The following is a 19,607-nucleotide window of genomic DNA, read 5'->3' as shown; positions in this document are numbered from 1 at the left end:
ATAGCGCTCATGGATCCCACGCTTGCCGCGCGCGCATTGTCCGCCGCCACCGAGATCACCGGCACCGCCCTGTCCGGTGAAGACCCGGGCGACGTACTGGAGACCGTGGTCGCCCGCGCCGTCGAACTGGCCGAGGCCGACCTCGGTCTCGTCATGGTGCGCGCGGACGACGGTCAGGTGGTCGCCGAGGCCGCGCACGGGGACACCACCCAAGGCCTTCGTGGGCTGGCCTTTTCCGCCGATTCCGCCGCGGGTCAGGTCGCCAGGGGCGGGAAACCGGTGGTCAGCGAGGACTTCACCGTCGATCCCCGCACCGCGCCGTTCGTGCCGCCGGAACTCCGGGGTTTCGGGCCTTTCGCCGCGTCGGCGTTCGGCGCCGGCGGGCGCGTCCTCGGCGCGCTCACCGTGTACCGCCGCCACGGCGGGGAACCGTTCTCCGCCAGCACGGTCGAGGTGCTCACGGCGTTCGCCGCGCAGGCGGGTGTGGTGCTGGCGCTGGCGGAAGGCGCCAACGCCCGGCACCGCGTGACCCTCTACCAAGAGCGCGAACGCATCGCGCGCGAGCTGCACGACGTCATCGTGCAGCGCCTCTACGGCGCCGGGATGCAGCTCGACCGCGTCCGCAAGAACATGCGGAAACGCTTCGCGCAGGCCGACGGCGCGCGGCTGTCCGAGGCGATCGACCAGCTCGACCAGACCATCGAAGAGATCCGCGGCACCGTGCGCGCCCTGCGCAGCCCGGAGCCCGCGAACCAGACGGTCACCGCCACCGATCTCGCCGAGTCCGCGCGGGGCGAGGTGCGTATCGCGGGCGAGCTGCTCGGCTACCCGCCGACCCTCGAACTCTCGGGTGAACTGGCCGACATCCCCGCCGAACAGGCGGACCACATCCGCGCCGCCCTGCGCGAAGCACTGTCCAATGTGGTCAGACATTCCGGGGCGAGTGAGACCCGCGTGACGCTCAGCCGTGACGCGGAAGGCGTCAAACTCCGGGTGCGGGACAACGGATCCGGTGTCCCGCAGGGAGTGGCCAAACGCGGTCTCCGTCATCTCGCCGAACGCGCGACGACGTCCGGTGGGCGTTTTTCGATCAATTCTTCGCCGAGTCTCGGGACTTTGGTCGCTTTCGACGTTCCACTCGATCAAACCGTGTGAAAGTAACGGTTCGTCAATTCCGATTAATCCGTAACAGCTGGGGCCGGTGCGCGACTGTAAGTGCATCGAACGCGCTCGGAGCGCGAAATCCCAGTGAAAGGACTCCCCATGTCCTCGGTTCGTCGCGCCATCGGCACGGCCATCATCCTCGCCGGATTCTCCTTGTTCGGCCCCGTTTCCGTGGCGTTCGCGCTGGCGGAAGCGCCCGCGATCGCCGATCTGAACTGCAGTGACTTCAAGTACCAGGAAGACGCTCAGGCCGAACTCCAGAAAGATCGATCCGATCCGCACAACCTGGACGACGACAACGACGGAATCGCCTGCGAAAGACTTCCCAAGCGCGGAACGGCGCCGAGCGGAACGAGTACGCCCACCGCACCGCCGATCACCACGGAAACGCCGGCACCGCGATCCACCGACAAGGATTGCGCCGATTTCCGCTCGCAGGCCGCCGCGCAGGCCGAGCTAGAGAAGAACCCGCGGGACCCGCACAAACTCGACGGTGACCGCGACGGGTATGCCTGTGAATCCCGGTTCGGCGAGCCCGCGAAATCGGGACAGGTCAAGGTCAAGCCGGTCGGTGGCGTCGCGACCGGTGGCGGGGAGGCCAACGGCGGTCCCCTGGAGGTCGCCGCGGTCGCGCTGACCGGCGCGGCACTGCTGACCGCGACGGCGGCGGGCGCGTCCCTGGTGCTCCGGCGGCGTGCCGAACGATGACCGGGCCGTTCTGGCGCCGGTGGCCGTTTCCGCTGGTCATCGGCGCCCTCATCGGGGTGGTGTGCGCGGCCGTGCTGACGGGCTGCGCGGTTCCGCCGCCGGGCAAGGTCGCGTCGCCCGCGCCACCACCCACCACGGCGTCCACGGCGGCGCCTTCGTCCACGGTGGTCTCTGCGCTCGCGCCCGCGCGGCCCGCGAAGCTCGAGATCCCGGCGATCGGGGTCCGCACCGGCGAGATCATCGACCTCGGCCTGGCCGGTGACGGCACCCTGGAAGTGCCGCACGACGCGATCACCACCGGCTGGTTCACGGGCGGCCCGGCACCCGGTGAGATCGGGCCCGCCGTTCTCGCCGGGCACGTCGACTACAAGAAGGTCCCCGGCGTCTTCGTCCGGCTCAAGGAACTGAAGGCCGGCGACGAAGCCCTCGTCCACCGTGAGGACGGGACCACCGCGGTGTTCACCGTGTACGCCGTCGAACGGCATGCGAAGGCGTCCTTCCCCACGGAGAAGGTCTACGGCGACACGACCGGGCCCGAACTGCGCCTGATCACCTGCGGCGGGGATTTCGACTCCTCGACCGGCAACTACCTCGACAACGTCATCGCCTACGCGAAACTGACCCGCGGCTAGGTTCGGAGGATGCGCACCGTCTACGTCGTCACGCATCCGGAGGCCACGCACCACGTCGACCGCTTGGTGGGCGGATGGTTCGACTCCGAACTCACCCCGGACGGTGAACGCGTGGCCGCGGCCGTCGCCGAGTCGCTGCGGGCGGAAGTGCCGGACGAGGTGGAGCTCTACTCCTCGGATCTGCGCCGCACCGCGCGGACCGCGGAACTGATCGGCGAACGGCTCGGTGTGGCCCCGACCCTGGACCGGCGGCTGCGCGAGAAGTCGTACGGGGAAGCCGGTGGCAAACCGCGGGAATGGCTCGACAGCAGGTTCGTCCCACCGCCGGCGACCGGCGAGCGGCTGGGGCACGACGAGGGAATTCCCGGCGCCGAAACCAAAGGCGCGATGGCCGCGAGGGTGTACGCGGCCATGGAGTCGATCCTGGAAAGCCGCTGCGAGCACCAGATCGTCGTCACGCACGGTGGCGCGCTCACCTTCGTGATCGCCGCGTGGATCCGGATGCCGCTCGAATCGGCCGGGTACGTCGACTTCCGCGGTTCACCCGGCAGCGTCACCGTGCTGCGTGAGGACGATTACTTCCACAACCGGCAGGTCGTGACCCTCGCCGGGAAATGACAGGATCTCCCCGGACAGCCGACGATCATGTGGGGAGATGACATGCCGAGGTTCCTGCGAGCCGTGGCCCTTGCCGCCGCCGTGGCGGTCGTACCGGTGACCGTGCCGGGCACGGCATCGGCTGTGTCGATAACGTCAAGCTGCCCGCAGCTGCGGCTGGCCGACCACTGGTACGGCGACAACGCGGCGAAGATCCAGCAGGTCATCTGCGGTACGAAGCGCGGCGAGCGGCCCATCGCGGTGTTCGATTGGGACAACACGGTCATCAAGAACGACATCTCCGACCAGACCGTCTTCTGGATGATCCGGCACGACAAGGTCCTGCAGCCGCGTGACAAGGACTGGCGCACGACCAGCCGGTACATGACCGACGCCGGCGCGAACGCGCTGAGCAAGGCGTGCGGCACCGGCACTCCGGCCGGGAAACCGCTTCGGACCAGTAAGAACGTCGCCTGCGCCGACGAGCTCCTTTCGGTACGGAAGAGCGCGAAGACGACCACCGGCGAAGAGGTCTTCGCGGGGTACAACCGGCGGTACATGGAGGCGGCGTACGCCTGGGTCGCGCAGATCAACGCCGGATACCGCCCGGACGAGGTCCGCGCGATCGCCCGGCAGGCCAGGGCCGCGGCGCTGCTGGCGCCGATCGGGGCGACCCAGAAGGTCGGTTCGAGCACCCAGGTCGCGTGGATCCGGTACTACCCGGAGATCAAAGACCTGATCGCGACGCTGAACAAGGCGGGCTTCTCGACGTGGGTCGTTTCCGCCTCGCCCAAGGAATTCGCGGACGTCTGGGGTTCCGCCGTCGGCATCCCGCCGAGCCGCACGCTCGGGATCTACTCGCAGACCACGAACGGCCGGATCAACGGACACCTCGAAGGCTGCGGCGGCCACGCCGACGGCGCCGACGAGATCATGACCTACATCGACGGCAAACGGTGCTACATCAACGAACGCATCCTCGGGATCCGCGGCGCGAAGGCGATGGAACCGGCACCGGCGGACAAGCGGCAGGCGCTCGCGGGCGGCGACGCGACCACCGACGTCACGATGCTGCGCGACGCCACCGGAGTCCGTGTCACGCTCAACCGCAACAAGGACGAGCTGATGTGCCGCGCCTACGACAACGCCGACGGGAAATGGGCGGTGAACCCGATGTTCATCGAGCCCTTCCCGGCGCTGAGCCGCACCTACCCGTGCTCGACGACGGCGTACGAAAACGCCGACGGCACACATGGTCCGGTGCTGCGCGACGACGGCACGGTCATCCCGGACCAGCGCGACACCGTGCACCCCTGACCGGGTTCACGGTGAGTGACGTGCATGATCCGCGCTGCTAGCGTGTCGGATACAGCTGTGAGGGGGTTTACAGGTGACCGATCCGTTTCAGGCGGAGCTCGTCAAACAGAGCGTCGCGCTGGTGTTCACCGGTGGGGGCAAGGTCGCCGAGTACCTCTGGAAGAAGCTGTCGGGGCGGCGGGACGAGAAACGCCTGCGTTCCGATCCGGCCGCGCTGGAGGCCGCCGTCCGCCGGCTGGCCGCGGAAGATCCCGCCGTGGCGGGGGAATTGCGCGAGCTGGTCGGAAGCATGCTCGCGATGGGTCACGACCGCCCGCGGATCGTGCCCCGGTCGCCGAACCTGTTCGACCGCGTCGGCGCACAGGCTCAGCTGGGTGGCACAGGTGTCGTGCTGCTCTCGGGGCCGTCCGGAGTCGGCAAGACGACGCTCGCCGAGCACTACGGGACACGCTCCGGCGGGGCGTATCCCGATGGCGCGCTGCTGATCGACCTCGCGGACCATCGCGACGGCCCAGGCGCGCCGTTGAGGATCAGCCAGGTGCGGGAGGCCGTGCTCCAGGCGCTGGGCGTGGAGCCGAAGCTGATCACGCCGGGCGCCGGCGAGCTGAAGACCCAGTACCACGACGTCCTCGGGCCGTTGCGCCTGCTTCTGGTCTTCGACTCGGTCGACAACGTCCGTGATCTCCAGGCGCTGGTGCCTCCGGCGCCGATGAGCCTGGTGCTCGCGTTGACGGAAGGGCCGTCCGACGAGCTCGTCACGCAGTATCCCCGGCACGTACCCCTCGGCAGGCTCGAAGAGGGTGCTGATCGGATGCTTTTCGAAGCGATCGCGGGGACCGAACTGCTCGCCGCCGATCCCGAAGGCGCGCTCGAAGTCCTCGTCGAATGTGACCGCTTTCCGGCGACGGTGGTCGCCGCCGCGATCGCGGCGAGGCAGCGGGCGGCCTTGGCGGCCCGGCCGCTCAAACTCCTCGCGAAGGAGCTGAGCAGTGGGCGCGCGCTCGGCCCGGTGAGCGCCGCCTTCGACCGGGTTCTCGCCGGGCTTCCGCGGCGTGAACAGGACCTTTGCCGGACGCTGAGCGGGATTCCGGGACCGAGCTTCACGCACGAGGCGGCAGCCGCCGTCGCCGGTTGCGAACCCTTCGAAGTACTCGACGGGCTGGTGCATCTCCAGTCCGTCTTCTTCGTGACCGAGGAGCCCGGCAAGCGGCTGCGGCTGACCAAACAGGCGAGGCAGGCGCTCACCCGCGCGGGTCTTGTGCCAGACGGGGAAGGATTCCCGCGGCTCGTGCGATTCCACCGCACCCGGGCGGTGCAGGCGGATCAGTGGAAGATGGGCAGCAGAAGGCTGAGGCTGTACGACCAGACACTTCCGGCGGACACCGAGCCGTTGGCGCTGGCTCCCGGACAGGACGCCATCGACCTGCTGGTCGCCGAAATCCCGGTCTACCGCGCGCTGGCGAAACCGGCCCACGACGCCGGACTCCATCGCGAGCTGACGCAGATCTGCGGCGCGCTGGAAATCGTCGGGCTGCATCGGGGGCATCTGCGTGAACTCGCGGAGATCAACGAACAGGGGGTCGCGAGCGCGGAAGCCCTCGGCGACGTCCCGCTCCGGTTGAGGGCCATCGCGCAGCAGGCACGGTTGTACTCGTTGCTTCAGGAGTTTCCGCGGGCGGAGAAGGAGTTCGGCACGCTGGGTGAGCTGCTGCAACGGCTCGAGGCACCCGAAACCGAAACGAATCGGCAGCTCCGGGCCTCGCTTTGGGAGTTCCGCGGGCTCTTCCACCGGGAACGAGGCCAGTACAGCGAGGCGTCGGCGTGCTTCTTCGAGGCGCTGAAGATCAGCCGGACGTTGGGTGGGCTTCCCTTCCGAGGGCAAGGGCTGCACGCGAGGATGCTCGCCAACGTCCAGGTGCTGCTCGGCGACCTCGCCGGGGCGTTCCAGCTGCTGGAAGAGGCAGAGGCGAACACGGACCCCGAGAACAAGCGGGACCTCGCCCAGGTTTGGCTGGTGCGGGCGAAGGCGCTGAGCCGGTCGGGTACGGCGGATGCCGCGCGGCGGGCGCTCGATCTGGTGCCGGAAGTGTGGCGCATGGTGGCTCCGACGGGGAGCGACCAGTACGACCTGGAGATCGCCGAGGCACTCGGGGACGCCGCTTGGTCCAGTGGAGACTTCACCAAGGCACGCGAGTACTGGTCCGGCGTTTGGCAGCGGCTGCAAGCGGTCAAGCATCCGCGTGCCGACGCGGTGCACGCCAAGATCTACACCCAGGAGCCACTCATCCGGTGAGCACCGAGGCGACGACGTCCCGGACGCCGTGGCCCTCTCGCACGCGGAACGACCCGGTCACCGGGAGATTTCGGTTCCTGCGCCAGTAATAGGCGGAAATCGCGGGCAGCGGCTCACCGCGCGTGGTGAGTTCGACGACCGGTTCCCCGGCGCTCCAGAGCAGGCACCGGTCCACGCCGATCCCGGCGACGAGCCCGGCATCGGGACGGCGACGGGTGATTTCCCGTGCCCAGCCGTCGAATTCGGCGTCCTCGCCGGTGAACTCGCAGTAGACCACGGCGGCACCTTCGAGTTCGTCCAGAGTGGACAGTTCCTCGTGGGCGACGACATGGCGATCGGGAGAGCCGGGCTGCCCGGCCTGTTCGGTGGGGAACCGGGAGACCACCAGATGATCCGCGTGCTGCCGAACCTCGACGGAAAACGTCGCGGGCTCCGTGACGTCCGGCACCGGATCGGGAACGGGGAGGAAGACCGCCCGGGTGTCCGGCTCCGTGAGACGCATCAGTTCGTAGAGAACAGGGCGGAGAAGCTCCGCGCATTTGCCGGAGAACTCGACCGCCTGCGCCGCGACCTCGGTGAGCGGTCCCGCGGCGCACGCCTGGTCGACCTGTGCGCGCAGATCGTCTTCCTGATCGAGCCGCGGGGCCCTGGTCAGTAGCTCCGCGAGCGGCGAGTCCGGCACCACGGTGGCGGGTTCCCGGCTGCCGATCAGCACCGGGATCTTCGCGGCGGCGGCGTACAGCGCGATGGAGCCGCCGTCCGAGATCAGGCAATCCGCCGAAACGACGGTCGCCTGCCAGCCACGTTGGGGCGGGATCACGGCGAGGCCCGCTCGCAGCGCCCGCGACAGCCACGCGCGGATCTGCCAGGGACTGTGCGCGGCCCAAGCGCCCGGATGCGCGATGAGGCTGAACTTGTACTCGTCGACGGGGAGCTCGGTGAGCAGCCGCGCGGGCAGGCCCGGATCGGTGCCCAGCAGGGAATCGGGCCCCCAGGTGGAGGCCAGCACGACGTGCTTGCGGTCACGGACGTCGAGCAGGCGCCGGTAGCGGGCCGCGCGATTGAGACTGGCGAGCATCCGGTCGTGGCAGGGGTCGCCGACCACGACGGCGTGTGGTTCGGCTTGGGGACAGTTCTGCCGGATGTACCGCAGCTGGTTGCTGTGCGACAGACCGATCCGGCTGGGGACGACCTGACCGTCCCGGACCAGCCGTGCCGGGTTCAGGCCGGAAATGACCGTCTGGTGCGGGTAGTGCTTCTGGTGTCCGATGCCGTGCGGCACGAGCAGGACGGGCGCCTCCACCCGGTGGAGTTCGTCGTTCTCGCTGGCGGCTATCGCCAGGTCGAACCGGGTCGCGACGGCCTGCTCCCACGGGATGACCTTCGCGTCCAGCGAGGCGAGGAACTCACCGACCCCGGAGGACAGGATCGCCGGTTCGCGCTCGTTGTGGGTGAACACGATCTGGACCCGCGGATCGTCCTTGAGCAGCGAGACGACGTCGAGCAGCCGCGTCAGCGTGGTGACGGTGCGGACGACGACCAGAACGCGGTGGGAGAACCGGACCGTGAGCCACTGGTCGAACTCCGGATCCACCGGGACCTTCGCCCAAAACGACGGGGGGGGGGGTGCCTTTTTCGCGCACTACCTGTCCCGGCGCGCGATCCACGCCGCGGCCTGCGTGCGGCGCTGCATGCCCAGCTTCGCGAGGACCGACGTCACGTAGTTCTTCACCGTCTTCTCGGCGAGGAACAGGCGCTCCGCGATCTCGCGGTTGGACATGCCCTGCCCGATCAGGTCCAGCACCTCACGCTCGCGTTCGGTGAGGGAACCGAGTTCGTCCTCGGGCGGATGCCGCAGCTTGTCGAGCACCCGCGCCGTCGACAGCGGGTCGAGCAGCGACCGGCCCGCCGCGACCTCGCGGACCGCGTTGACGACGTCCTGGCCGCGGACCTGTTTCAGCAGGTACCCGGCCGCGCCCGCCATGATCGCGCCGACCATGGCCTCCTCGTCGTCGAACGCGGTCAGCATCAGGCACTGCGGCGGGTTCGGCTTCGACCGCAGCTCGCGGCAGAGCGCGATGCCGTCGCCGTCGCCGAGCCGCACGTCGACCACCGCGACGTCCGGCTCGACGTGCATCGCCACGGCCAGGGCCTCGTCGACGCCGCTCGCTTCGGCGACCACCTCGATGTCGGGCTCGTCGGTGAGGAGGTCACGCAGACCGCGCCTCACCACCTCGTGGTCGTCGATGAGCAGCACCTGGATCGGCATACCCCCACGTTACTTCGCGGCGGCCCAGTAAATCGCCTTGGCCACCTGCGAGTACAAGCCCTTCGGGTGATCGCGGAACAGCGGTTCGGTGCCGAACAGCACCGCCCGTCCGCCGAGCCCCGAGGTCCCGGACACGACGGCGGCCTGGCCCGCCGCCTGCAGCGGCCCGCCCGTCCCGTCGTCCCGGGTCCGCCAATGCCCCGCGACCAGGGGATTCCCGCTCGCGTAGCGCTGCTCGACACTGACCGAGGAGCCGAGGCCGGTGAACCAGAACGGCCCGTAGACGAACGAGTCCGGCAGCGCGCCGCCGCCCACCGGGCCGGTCCCGTTGACGACCGAAACGACGCCGTTGCCGTCTTCCCAGCCCGCCACCGGACGTGCTTCGAGAAGCCCCACGTCGGTGTTGAACCGCGCGCCCGTGGCACCGCGCGTGACCACACCGCCGCGAGCGAGGAAGGCGCGCATGGCGTCCTTCGCGGCCGGGTTGAGATCGGTGTACCGCAGTCCCGACGAGACGAACAGCAGGTCCACCCGGGACCAGTCGAAGCCGGCGTTGAGCACCGCCGCCGACACCGGCCGCACGTCGAAGCCCATGTCCCGCAGCGCTTTCAGCTCGTCCGATCCGACGGCGGCCGCGATGGTCTTCCGCGTCAACGGCGTCGCCGTCCCGCTTGCTTCGGTGAACCGGACGCCGTAGCGGTCCGCCACCTCGGCGGCGGCCTGCCGGGCCGACGCGGGGACGACGATCGTGCCGTCGCCGGTACGGCCGAGGGCGAGGCCGCGGTTCAGCAGGTCGTTGGCGGCGCTGACGTCCTTGCCGTCGACGAGCTTCAGCGCGAGGTCACGGCCGGGCGCGGCATCGACGCCACCGGTCGGCGAGGCCGCGACGACGTCGTGCGTACGGACGTCGAGGCGGCCCTGCTTCACGATGTCGACCGACGCGCCCCACAGCAGGCGATGGCTCCAGCCGGAGATGTCGTACATGACCGGCACCTTCGCCGAGATGTCGCTGCCCTGCTCCAGCATCACGTTCGCGAGGCCGCGTTTCGGCTGGTGCATGTCGACCACGTACGAACCGGCCGGATACCGGCGCCCGGCCAGCGAGAACGGGCGATCCGCCTGCCGGACGCGGACGTCGTTGGCCACCAGGTGGTCGACGAGACGCGAAGCGGCGACGGCGGAACGCTGGTCCGCGCCGGCCGGGATGACGTACGCGCGCGGGAACTCCGTGCGGTAGCGGTCTTCCGGCCCGAAACCGGGCACGAACCCGTCGGGGATCTCGCGCTGTGCCTCACCCGCCGTGCCGCGGCGGAACATCTCGATCTGGTTCGCGATGAGCTCGCCGCGGTTGCGGTCGACGTAGTTCAGCGTGCTGCCGATGGTGGCCTCGACGACCTCGGTGTTGATCACCGCACGCCGCTGGAGCTCCGCCACCGGCTGCGTCTCGTAGTCCGCGTTGTTGACCCGCATCGGGATCTCGATCGTGAAGGACACCGCGCCGTGGTACATCGCGTACTGGGCGGTGTAGATCGGCGCCCAGCCGTCCCAGCTGCCGGGTTCGTAGTCGCGGAACGGGATTTCGGGCTTCGCCGTCTCCGGCCGCCCGAGCGCCTGGACCGCCTTCTCCATGCCGAGCCCGTTGGCGTACCCGTGCTTGATGTAGAGGTCGAAGTCGTAGTTCTGGCCGTGCGGCGGAGTGGTCGGCTCGATGAGCGTGTTCGCGACGTAGCCGTGCTCGTCCAGCATCATCAGCGGCTGCTTGCCGATGGCGATCCCGCGCATGGCCCGCACCTCCGGCTGCGACGCGGTGACGAAGTCGCGGTTGGGGTCGAAGCCCTGCGACGTCTGCCGTGTGCCGGCGACGCGACCGTCCGGATTGGCCGTGACGTTGAAGTAGAACCGGTTCCGTTTCAGCAGGTCGGCGGTCTTGCGGTCGTTCGACGTCGCCAGCTTCTCGATGACGCGGAGCGCGCCGTCGGTGCCTTCCCATTCGTTGCCGTGGATGTTGTTGTTGATCCACACCGGGGCCTTGTAGCCGTGGCGCAGGAACGGGTCGCGCGCGGCGCGGGCGGGGTCGTTCTCGATCAGCGACCGCCAGGCGTCCTGCCGCCGCGTCTCCGACGGGCTCTCCGGCGCGGTGATCGTCACCAGGTAGAGGTCCCGGCCGAGCCCGGACTGCCCGGCGATCTCGACGGAGATCCGATCGCTGCGCGCCTGCAGCGCGTTCAGCTTCGGCGCGATCGCGTGATACGGCGCGAGCCCGAGCTTGATCGACTTGTCGGCCGCGTTCTCCGGGTACACGCGCAGCTTGGTCTTGCGCGGATAGCCGGAACGGTCGCCCGCGAGGTTCTCGCCCGCCGCGGCCCGCGCGGCGCTCATCGGCTGGTCGGTCGCGGCGATCTCATTGCGTTCCGGCCCGTTGCCGGGGTCGCGATGCGGCGAGGTCGGCGGTGGTGCCGCGTACGCCGGCGCGGCGACCGCGCTCAGGGAAAGCACGAGGGCCAGGAACACGGTGCGAGCCGAACGCGACAAGGGCCACCTCCAGGGACGTCGGCACAGTGTTTCCGCCGAACGAACGCCCCACAAGACCCGAAAGGCGGCTAACCGGGCGCCGGAACTACTTCTTCCGCTCGCAGGCGACGCCGTCGCCGTCCCGGTCGAGTTTGCGGCTGTAGCCGGGCTGGCCCGCGTACAACGGCGCCGCCCCGGCCGCCCGCACGGCGTCACAGTTCGCGTAGGAGACCGACTTGGGCGGATCCGGCTCGGCCGCCGCGGGCGGAGGGGTGGGCTTCTTCGTGGTGGGCTCGGCCCGGGTGACCGGCGGCGCGACCGGCTGCTGCGGTGGCGCGACGGAGGTGGGAGGAGTGTCGATCTTGCCGAAGCAGGGCGGGCCCCAGAGCCCGTTCCCCGCCGCTCGCGCGGTGTCTTCGGCGGCCTGCAGCGCGGTACCGACGGTCATCTCGACCGCCTTGCTCGCGAATTTCGCGTACCCCGCTTCGAGTGCGGTGGTGGCGTAGTCGCCACCGTTCACCAAGGCCACCGACGCCAGCGCGACACCGGCTTCATCGGATACGGATCGAAGAACGACCTCTTGGCCGGCCAGTGTGTTCTTCGCCCACGTGAGGCTTTCCGCGGCGAAGCACCCGTTCGTGTTCGGCGGGGTCGTCAAACCGAGGACCCTGACGATTTTTTCACCGTCGGGACCGGTCACCTCGACCGTGCCGGCGTCCACGATTTCGGCGACCCGGTAGGCACTCGGAGCGGTGGACGAGGACGTCGGCGGGGTCGACGTCGCCGGGATGGAACTCTTGGCCGCGACGGGCTGCTCCTGTTGTGGCTGAGGGGTTTTCCCGAAGACGGCGCCGAGAACGAAAAGCACCGAAAAGGCGGCGAGGACGATCATCATCCAGCGGGGCATCCGCTTGTCACGGGAGGGACCGGTGTGCATGGGCGTCCTCGGAATTCTCGCATCGGGATGAGCTTCGCCGATTTTTGTCGTTCATTCGGCGAATGTCGTTACAAGCCCGGATTTTCCGTCACGAAGCGGCCACGAACGGGTCACCGTCGGCATTCTGCTGTTACGCGGACGGCGACGTCACGATCCACCGGTAGACGCTTCGAGAAAAGGAAACGAAATGGCGGAGACAGTCGAAAATCTCGCGTTGACTCCGGACGGCCGGTTCGCCGTGGGGACGACCGAATTCACCGCCATCGACTTCGAGACCACCGGTCTGCACCCAGGGCACGTGGTCGAGGTCGCGGCCGTGCGCGTCCGGGCGGACGGCACGGTCCTGCGTGAGTTTTCGACGCTGGTCAACCCGGGACCCGGCGTGGATCCCGGCCCCGCCCACGTGCACCGGATCACCCGCCGAGAGCTCGACGACGCTCCCTACCTCGGCGAAGTGCTGGGCGATTTCCTCGATGTCTGTCAGGGCAGTGTCCTGGTCGGACACAACCTGCCCTTCGAAGCGCGATTCCTCGACGGTGAGTCCGGCAGGTTGGGCGCGCGGCTCCCGGCGATGCCGGGGGTGTGCACGCTGGCCGCGGCGCGGCGCGCGCTGCGGTTGCCGAACTATCGCCTGGCCACGGTGGCCGCGGCGGTCGGTGTCGGCGAGTTCGCGGCGCACACGGCGCTCGCCGACGCCTACGTATGCGCCCGGATCGCGACGACGCTGGTGAACACGCACGGCCTCAGGTTCGCGGAACGGCCGGTGTTCCCGGAACTGCCGCGGTTCGCGCCCGCCGCGCGCCTGTCGCCTCGTCGTGTGGTGGCGCCGAGCGGTGGCACCTGGATGGCGGATTTCGTCGACCGGGTACCCGAGGCCGCGTTCGGAGCAACTGGCTCGCTGCAGGACGCCTACGTCGAACTGCTCGGGAACGCCTTGGCGGACCGGCATATTTCCGACGCCGAAGCGCGAGCCCTCGGCGCGGCGGCCTCGGCGGCGGGGATGTCGGACGCCGATCTGCACCTCGTGCACACCGGCTTCGTCAAGGCGATGCGGGAGCTCGCCGAGAGCGACGGCGTCATCACCGCGGAGGAAGAACGGGATCTGCGGGCCGTCGCGGCGGCGTTGCGGGTGCCCGAAATAGTGCGCGGACTCCGGGCCACGGGAGCCTCATCCGGTGCGCGTCGCCGGGTCCTCGTTCTCGGCGAGGGGCTGGCAGAGGACGATCTGCGCGCCGCCGTACTCGAGGCGGGCCTTCAGCTCGCGAAGAAGCTCACCGCTTCGGTGACCCATCTGGCCGTGGGCTCCGGAGTGCCCCCTTCCGAGCCACGGATCGCGAGGGCGGGTGAGCTCGGCGCGAAGGTGCTCGGAGTCGCCGAGGCGCGCGTAGCGCTCGGTCTCGCCCAGCGGCCGGCGGCCGCGCCCGCCCCGATCCCGGCTCCGGTGCACCGGCCGGTCGGCGCCGTCGAACAGCGGACCGCCGCCTTCGTGCCCTATCCGCAACCACCTGTTCCGCACGGGTACCGACCGCCTGTGCCGTCCCCGCCGTCGGTGATGCTGTGGGGCGGCCGGGTCCTCATGGGGTTCGGGATGCTGCTCATGTTCATCACGGTGCTCGCGTTGTTCGGCGGCGCGGGGCTCGCCGCGGGCATTTTCGTGGGTGTGCTGGGCGTCGGTGGCCTGCTCGGCGGCTGGCAGATCGCCCTCAGGGCTTGACGTCGGGCGCCGGGAAGCGGATTTCGTTCCGATCGATCTTGGCGTTGGCCGCCTCGATCAGGTCCACCCCGAGGCTGTTCGCCAGCTGGAGGAGGTACAGCGTGACGTCGGCGATCTCGTCGACCACGTTGTGTGCCAGCTCAGGGTCGGAGCGCCACTCCGCGGACTCCTCCGGCGTCAGCCACTGGAACAGCGAAGTCAGCTCGCCGACTTCGCCGGACAGCGCCATGACCAGGTTCTTCGGTGTGTGGAACGGTTCCCAGTCCCGTGCCGCGGCGAAGTCGCGGAGGCGCTGGTTGAGGTCGTCGAGTGTCACGTGCCGTGCCTACCAGATCGTCACGGTGCGCTAACGGCCGTATGGCGGACGAACGTTGACGTGCAATTTGCAAATTGCATAACGTCGCTCGGCGTCGGGAGACCGATCCGGAAGGAAAGCCTTGACGTACCAGCGAAGCCTTCGCTCTCGCGTGCTCTCCATCGCGTTCGTGCCGAGCGCGGCCTTGGTGCTCGTCGCGTTGTTCATCGGCGGATTCCTCGTGCAGCAGGCCATCGAGGACCGCGACGACGCAGAGAACGGGGCGGTCACCCTCGCCGAGGCGAGCCGCGGGATCGCGTCGTTGCAGCGGGAACGAGCGGTCGCGTTGAAGGCGCCTGGCAGTCGCTCCGCCACCTACACCGCGTACGCCGATCGCATCGACACCTCGCTTTCCTCCCTGCGCGAGATCGCGCGGGCCGCCCCCGACGCCGAGGTCGGCTACCAGCAGACGATCGCCGTCGAACTACTCACCGCCGTCGAAGGCATGGACCGCAGCGATTCCCTCGCGGTCGCCGGGATCGACGACGCGGGGCGGCGCGACTACGCCGCCGCCGTGGGCGCCTACCGGTCCAGGCTCGACGCGATCGCCGGAAAACTGACGGAAAGTAGCCGCCGGACCTACCGGGAGCTCGTCGGGAGCGAGGACTGGGGCCGGTTCGGGGCGGTCGAAACCGCGTTGAGCGCGGCCACGCCGCCGCCCGTCGGCCAGGACGCCTGGCGGGTCGCGGCCGGCGTCGTCGGCCGGACCCTCGGCGACCTCGCCGCGCGCCAGATCGAGTACTCGGCGCAGCTCGCCATCGACGGCGGGCGCCGGGTGCTGAACGGCGCCCTCGCCGCCGCCGCGGCGATTTCGCTGCTCGCGGGGGTGGTGATGGCGATCGTCATGCAGCTCGCCCGGCGGCTGCCGATCCCGATCCCGGCCTGGTCACACCTGGTGAGCGATTACGCCGAAAAGAGCACGCGGTTGGCCCACACGAGTCGGCGAAGCGGTCGGGCAGACTTGTCCGGGTGAGTTCCCCGACGGATCTGCGCCCCTACCTGCGTACCTTGGACGCGGAAACGCTGGCGGACCTGCTGCATGCGCAAGCCGAGCGTGACCCTGCGTTACGGCACGCCCTGGAGATCCGCTTCGCCACCCAGGGGAGTGACGTCGCCGAGGCGCACCGCCTCCTCGACACCGCCGTCCTGGCGGGCAACGTCGAGTACGCCGCGAAGGTCGGCTCCGTCCTCGACACGCTTCAGCGTCTTCTCGACGCCGGCAGCCGGGCCGACCTCGCCCCGCTCGCCCGCCGGACCGTGGACGACATCAGCGAGATGCTGGAGCAGATCGACGACGCCTCGGGCGAGGTCGCGGACCGGCTGGACCGGGCCGTCGAGCTGTACGCGCGGGCCTGCGTGGCGCATCCGCCGGATCCCGAAAGCCTGGCCGCGTGGATCCTCGAAGTGGAGTTCGACGGCCCCGGCTGGCCCGTCATCGAGCTGGCCGACTTCGCCTCCGCGTTGGGGGACAAGGGAATAGCGCGAATAAAGTCCACAGTGGACAGCGTGCTCGCCGAGCAGTCGTCCGGTGCGAAACGCGAGACCGCCGAGCGCCTGCGCGAGGAGCTGGCGGAGGTGTCCGGCGACGTCGACGCGCTCGTCGCGATCCTCGCGGCCAAGCCGCCGCGGGTGGACGTCAGTCTCAAGATCGTGCGCGTGCTGCGCGCGGCGGGGCGGCACAGCGAGGCCATCGCGCACGCGGCGCGGGCGCTCACGCACGACAAGAAGGAAGAAGCGCCTCCATCGGAGAAGGATCCTTTGTCGCGCAAGGACTTCGACGAGAATCCCACGGCCGCGACGTACCTCGCGCTGCGCGAGGAGTCACTGGAATCGGGGCAGTGGGTCGCGCAGCGGAAGACCGCGCTGGCCCGGTTGCGTGAACTCGCCGCCGGCAGCACGGAGGCCGCCGACGAGCTCGTCCGCGCGTTGCTCGGCGAGGACCGCGCCGACGAGGCATGGCGGGCGTGCGTGCGTTTCGAGGCCTCGTTGCCGGTGCGCGTCGAACTCGCGGATTCCCGTTCCGTCGCCCATCCGGCCGAAACCATTCCTGTGTACCGGGACCATGTCGAAGAATTGATCACGCGGAAGGATCCGAACGCCTACCGCGAAGCGGCCCGGCAACTGCGCAAACTGCGCACGGCGCACAAAAAGGCCGGTACGGCTGAAGAATTCAGCTCGTACCTCGGCACATTGGTGGAAATACACAAACGCAAGACGCGGCTGATCGCCGAGGTCAAAGCGGCGAGAATCGCCATTCCGAAATCGGTGCGGGCGTAACCGGGGGCGCGGCCGGTCGTTGTTCGAAGCGAACCGAGGAAACCCGGCGACGAAGGTGAAGTCGCGGTGGTCGGTGAACCGGTGCCCGTCCGCGTCCTGGGCTCCGGGTTCCGCGCCCAGGACCACCGCGACGAACCTGGCCGGGTCCGCGTGAAAACATGTCGCCATGAGTCCGGTCAGCCGTGCCCGCAAAAAGGCAGCCCAGCCCTCCACCCCGAGTGTGACGGGCCTCTTCAAGGACGTCCTCCGGGACTTCTCGACCCTTGGTGCCGAGCCCGAGGTGCTCGACGTCGAGCTGCTGACCTCCGAGGTGCTCGGCCAGTGGTGGGAGATCGAGCTCGAAGAGGACGAAACGCCGCTGGGCCTGGAACTCATCGCGTTCGCCGAGCGGAAGATCACCCCCGCCGCGGCCGCGCTGCTCGCCGGGCTGCGGGTCTTCGCCGAGACCGAGGAGGAGCGCGAGGCGGCCGCTTCGGCGCTGAACACCGTGCTGGGCCGCGGCATCCCGGAACCGGAATGGGTGGCGGACCTGGCCGCGGTGACCGTCGGGGAGTGCTGGCGGACCGGTGACGTCTTCGGCGACGAGTCCTCCCTTCTGTGCGTCTTCTCCCGTGGCGGTGCCGAGCACGGCTTGCTCGCGCTGGTCGACTTCACCGAGGGTGGCCGGATCCGCGACGTCGTCGTGGTCGACGAACCGCAGGACGTGCTGGCCGAAATGCGGCAGCAGGCCGCCGACGACCCGGAGCTGGTCACGCTGGAGCGGGTGCTGCCCGAGCGCGCCCACCAGCTGCTCGCCGACGGGCTGGCCGCGACGGACGTCGTCGAGGAGCCCGACGTCAGCGAGGACTACGCGCGGTTCCACGCGCTCGCGCTGGCCTGGATCCGGACGCTTCCCGCTCCGGAGCCGTCGCCCGAGATCACCGAATGGCCCGAGCAGGTCCGCGAAGAGGTCGTCGCCGACTTCATCGGCTCCGGGCTCGTGGAGGACACCGAGGCGACACGGTTCTACGCGCGCCTGCTCGTCGATCACGGCTGTGAGACCGAGCCAGGCAGCCCGCTGCGGGTCGGCCCCGAGAAGCTCGCCCGGTTCCTCGAGTCGCTGCTGGACGGCGAGTTCGAGATCGACGAGGCCTACGAGGACGCGCTGGAGCCCGCTCTGCTCGGCTGGGTCACCTGGGCCGCCGACCGCGCCGGTCTCCCCGAGGCCGCGCGTGTCGCGCTGCTGGAGAGCGCGACCGAGTTCCTGGAGGAATTCGCTCAGGACGAGGACTCCACGCTCGACGTCTACTTCGACGGCTCCGAGGGGATCGAAGACCCGGCGGAACTCGCGGACGCCCTGGCGCGCCGGATGTTCGCCGTCCCGACGGTCTACGCGGAAATCGGGGACGAGGAGCTGGAGCTCGAACCCGCCGACCCCGAACAGCGCCGTCTGCTGGTGATCGGCGAGCACCCCGAGTACCACGAGGCGCTGGCCGAGGAGACCTTCGACGGCGAACCGCGGATGCGGCTCGCGCTCAAGACCACGATCGTCGACCAGCTCTGGGCCGACGAGCCCGCCGAGGTGTGGCAGGCCGTGCGGCGGCTGAGCGAGACGGGGCAGGAGCGCGAGGAGATCTTCGACCGCCTCATCGACGCGCTGTCCGCTCAGCTCACCGAATCGGGCGAACACGAGATGGACTACGACGTCGACGACTACCGGAAGGCGCTCGACGAGCTCGCCTGACCCCGTTTCCCCCGGTCACCCCTCTCCCTCCCTTGCCAACCCACCCCATTCTGTCTAGTCTGTCTAGATGGAAGCAGCAACCTGGCAAGTGCAGGACGCCAAGCAGCGGCTGAGCGAGCTGCTGCGCCGCGCCGCGTCCGATGGGCCGCAGTTCGTCACGAAACATGGGGAGGAGGTGGCCGTGGTGCTGGACATCGTGGATTACCGCAGGTTGACCGGAAGCGGTGAAGCCGTCGATTTCAAGTTCGTGCTCTCCGGGGAGCACCACCATCCCGAGTACGGGGAGGCGCTGGCCGACGTACTGGAGGAGATCGCCGCCGAACGCGCGGAAGACCTGCCGAGAGATGTCGTGGAGGTGAGCGGGTGAGCTTTCTGCTGGACACGAACATCGTGTCCGAGGCTCGGCGCCGCACGCAGAACCCGGGTTTCGCCCGGTGGTGGGGTGGAGTGTCGTCGAGCAGGCTCTATCTGAGCGCGCTGACGGTGGGGGAGATCGAGAGGGGGATAACGAAACTCAGGCATCGAGGCGAGCGGGACAGGGAGCGTGCGGAAGCGCTGACCGAGTGGCTGGCCGGGCTCACCGCGCAGTTCTCGGAACGGATCCTTCCGGTGACCGCCGAAATCGCGGCCGAATGGGGCAGGCAGTACGCGCCGCGGAAAGTGCCGTCCATCGACGGGCTGATCGCCGCGACCGCCCGGGTCCACGAGCTGACCCTGGTCACCAGGAACCTCGCCGACATGGCCGGGCTCGGCGCACAGGTGCACGATCCGTTCGACTGAGCGGACCTCCTTGGGATCAAGACGTCCGGACGCCTTGATCGGCCGGAGGTCAGGCTGCCGCAGTTGCCTGCCGAAGTTCAGCCCGCCGAAGTTCAGCCCAGAGGCGCCGCGGGAGTGCCCTTGCTCTCCGTGACTTGCGGCTTCTTCCGGCGGCGGTCCCCACGGGCGTCGTCGAAGTCGACGACGAAGGCGCCGGCGGCCATGGCCACCAGGAGTGCGAGTCCGAGAATCGAGCCGACCCAGGTCAGGATGATCGAGAACATCGTGAGCCTCCTCCCTGCTCAAGGTCCTTTTCGAGACCTCGTGAACCCCTGAGACAAGGGTCGCCTC

At 69.4% G+C, this 19,607-nt stretch carries 18 protein-coding genes; 12 read left to right on the top strand and 6 right to left on the bottom strand.

Going from position 1 to position 19,607, the window contains the following annotated elements:
- Nucleotides 1–9 precede the first annotated feature (9 nt).
- From ACZ3HL_RS28360 to ACZ3HL_RS28335, 6 genes are all read left to right on the top strand, one after another.
- On the top strand, nt 10–1,155 hold the full coding sequence (locus tag ACZ3HL_RS28360; protein WP_465414571.1) for a GAF domain-containing sensor histidine kinase: 1,146 nt from the start codon (nt 10–12) through the stop codon (nt 1,153–1,155).
- Between the two features lie 108 nt (nt 1,156–1,263).
- The gene (locus tag ACZ3HL_RS28355) at nt 1,264–1,872 is read left to right on the top strand and encodes an excalibur calcium-binding domain-containing protein (RefSeq protein ID WP_465534688.1); all 609 of its coding nucleotides are present in this window, start codon (nt 1,264–1,266) and stop codon (nt 1,870–1,872) included.
- Entirely contained in the window at nt 1,869–2,504 is a 636-nt protein-coding gene (locus ACZ3HL_RS28350) for a class F sortase (protein WP_465534687.1), read from the top strand. Before ACZ3HL_RS28355 ends, ACZ3HL_RS28350 begins: the two co-directional genes overlap by 4 nt.
- Before the next feature lie 9 nt (nt 2,505–2,513).
- The gene (locus ACZ3HL_RS28345) at nt 2,514–3,122 is read left to right on the top strand and encodes a histidine phosphatase family protein (RefSeq protein WP_465534686.1); all 609 of its coding nucleotides are present in this window, start codon (nt 2,514–2,516) and stop codon (nt 3,120–3,122) included.
- Nucleotides 3,123–3,164: 42 nt separating this feature from the next.
- Nucleotides 3,165–4,418, top strand: a complete 1,254-nt coding sequence (locus ACZ3HL_RS28340) for an HAD family hydrolase (protein WP_465534685.1) — start codon at nt 3,165–3,167, stop codon at nt 4,416–4,418.
- A gap of 73 nt (nt 4,419–4,491) precedes the next feature.
- A complete protein-coding gene (locus ACZ3HL_RS28335; RefSeq protein ID WP_465534684.1) occupies nt 4,492–6,711 on the top strand; it encodes a hypothetical protein in 2,220 nt (739 codons plus the stop codon).
- Here the strand turns inward: ACZ3HL_RS28335 and ACZ3HL_RS28330 are convergent.
- The 4 genes from ACZ3HL_RS28330 to ACZ3HL_RS28315 all read right to left on the bottom strand — a co-directional run bounded on the left by ACZ3HL_RS28330 (nt 6,701) and on the right by ACZ3HL_RS28315 (nt 12,428).
- Nucleotides 6,701–8,305 carry a hypothetical protein gene (locus tag ACZ3HL_RS28330; protein ID WP_465534683.1) on the bottom strand — a complete coding sequence of 535 codons (1,605 nt, stop codon included), beginning with the start codon at nt 8,303–8,305 and terminating at the stop codon, nt 6,701–6,703. The two genes, ACZ3HL_RS28335 and ACZ3HL_RS28330, sit on opposite strands and share 11 nt — an antisense overlap.
- A 48-nt stretch (nt 8,306–8,353) precedes the next feature.
- Nucleotides 8,354–8,980, bottom strand: a complete 627-nt coding sequence (locus tag ACZ3HL_RS28325; RefSeq protein ID WP_016330621.1) for a response regulator — start codon at nt 8,978–8,980, stop codon at nt 8,354–8,356.
- A gap of 9 nt (nt 8,981–8,989) precedes the next feature.
- Entirely contained in the window at nt 8,990–11,512 is a 2,523-nt protein-coding gene (locus tag ACZ3HL_RS28320; RefSeq protein ID WP_465534682.1) for a M14 family zinc carboxypeptidase, read from the bottom strand.
- 85 nt (nt 11,513–11,597) lie between these two features.
- Complete coding sequence (locus ACZ3HL_RS28315) at nt 11,598–12,428, bottom strand: thermonuclease family protein (protein WP_465414588.1); 831 nt, start codon at nt 12,426–12,428, stop codon at nt 11,598–11,600.
- Nucleotides 12,429–12,615: 187 nt separating this feature from the next.
- On the opposite strand from ACZ3HL_RS28315, the gene ACZ3HL_RS28310 reads away from it, so the two are divergent.
- Nucleotides 12,616–14,142 (top strand): 3'-5' exonuclease, encoded by a 1,527-nt coding sequence (locus ACZ3HL_RS28310; protein ID WP_465534681.1) that lies wholly within the window; start codon nt 12,616–12,618, stop codon nt 14,140–14,142.
- Here ACZ3HL_RS28310 and ACZ3HL_RS28305 read toward each other — a convergent pair.
- The gene (locus ACZ3HL_RS28305; RefSeq protein ID WP_465414592.1) at nt 14,132–14,458 is read right to left on the bottom strand and encodes a nucleotide pyrophosphohydrolase; all 327 of its coding nucleotides are present in this window, start codon (nt 14,456–14,458) and stop codon (nt 14,132–14,134) included. The two genes, ACZ3HL_RS28310 and ACZ3HL_RS28305, sit on opposite strands and share 11 nt — an antisense overlap.
- A 121-nt stretch (nt 14,459–14,579) precedes the next feature.
- Between ACZ3HL_RS28305 and ACZ3HL_RS28300 the strand changes: the two genes are divergently transcribed.
- The 5 genes from ACZ3HL_RS28300 (at nt 14,580) to ACZ3HL_RS28280 (ending at nt 19,277) form a co-directional block, all read left to right on the top strand.
- Entirely contained in the window at nt 14,580–15,470 is an 891-nt protein-coding gene (locus ACZ3HL_RS28300) for a nitrate- and nitrite sensing domain-containing protein (protein ID WP_465534680.1), read from the top strand.
- A complete protein-coding gene (locus ACZ3HL_RS28295; RefSeq protein ID WP_465534679.1) occupies nt 15,467–16,774 on the top strand; it encodes a hypothetical protein in 1,308 nt (435 codons plus the stop codon). Before ACZ3HL_RS28300 ends, ACZ3HL_RS28295 begins: the two co-directional genes overlap by 4 nt.
- Nucleotides 16,775–16,940: 166 nt before the next feature.
- Nucleotides 16,941–18,497 (top strand): DUF1841 family protein, encoded by a 1,557-nt coding sequence (locus ACZ3HL_RS28290; protein WP_465534678.1) that lies wholly within the window; start codon nt 16,941–16,943, stop codon nt 18,495–18,497.
- A gap of 67 nt (nt 18,498–18,564) precedes the next feature.
- Entirely contained in the window at nt 18,565–18,864 is a 300-nt protein-coding gene (locus tag ACZ3HL_RS28285) for a type II toxin-antitoxin system Phd/YefM family antitoxin (protein WP_465534677.1), read from the top strand.
- Nucleotides 18,861–19,277, top strand: coding sequence for a PIN domain-containing protein (locus tag ACZ3HL_RS28280; RefSeq protein WP_465414604.1), 417 nt, complete (start codon nt 18,861–18,863; stop codon nt 19,275–19,277). The genes ACZ3HL_RS28285 and ACZ3HL_RS28280 overlap by 4 nt, the downstream gene beginning before the upstream one ends.
- Nucleotides 19,278–19,369: 92 nt before the next feature.
- Here the strand turns inward: ACZ3HL_RS28280 and ACZ3HL_RS28275 are convergent, their stop codons facing one another.
- Nucleotides 19,370–19,540: a hypothetical protein gene (locus tag ACZ3HL_RS28275; RefSeq protein ID WP_167551706.1), complete on the bottom strand. Its 171-nt coding sequence runs from the start codon at nt 19,538–19,540 to the stop codon at nt 19,370–19,372.
- Nucleotides 19,541–19,607 lie beyond the last annotated feature (67 nt).

It is taken from the genome of Amycolatopsis sp. NPDC000009 (assembly GCF_055563465.1).
The sequence above is the reverse complement of the archived record's forward strand: the minus strand, read 5'-3'. Positions and strand labels throughout refer to the sequence as shown.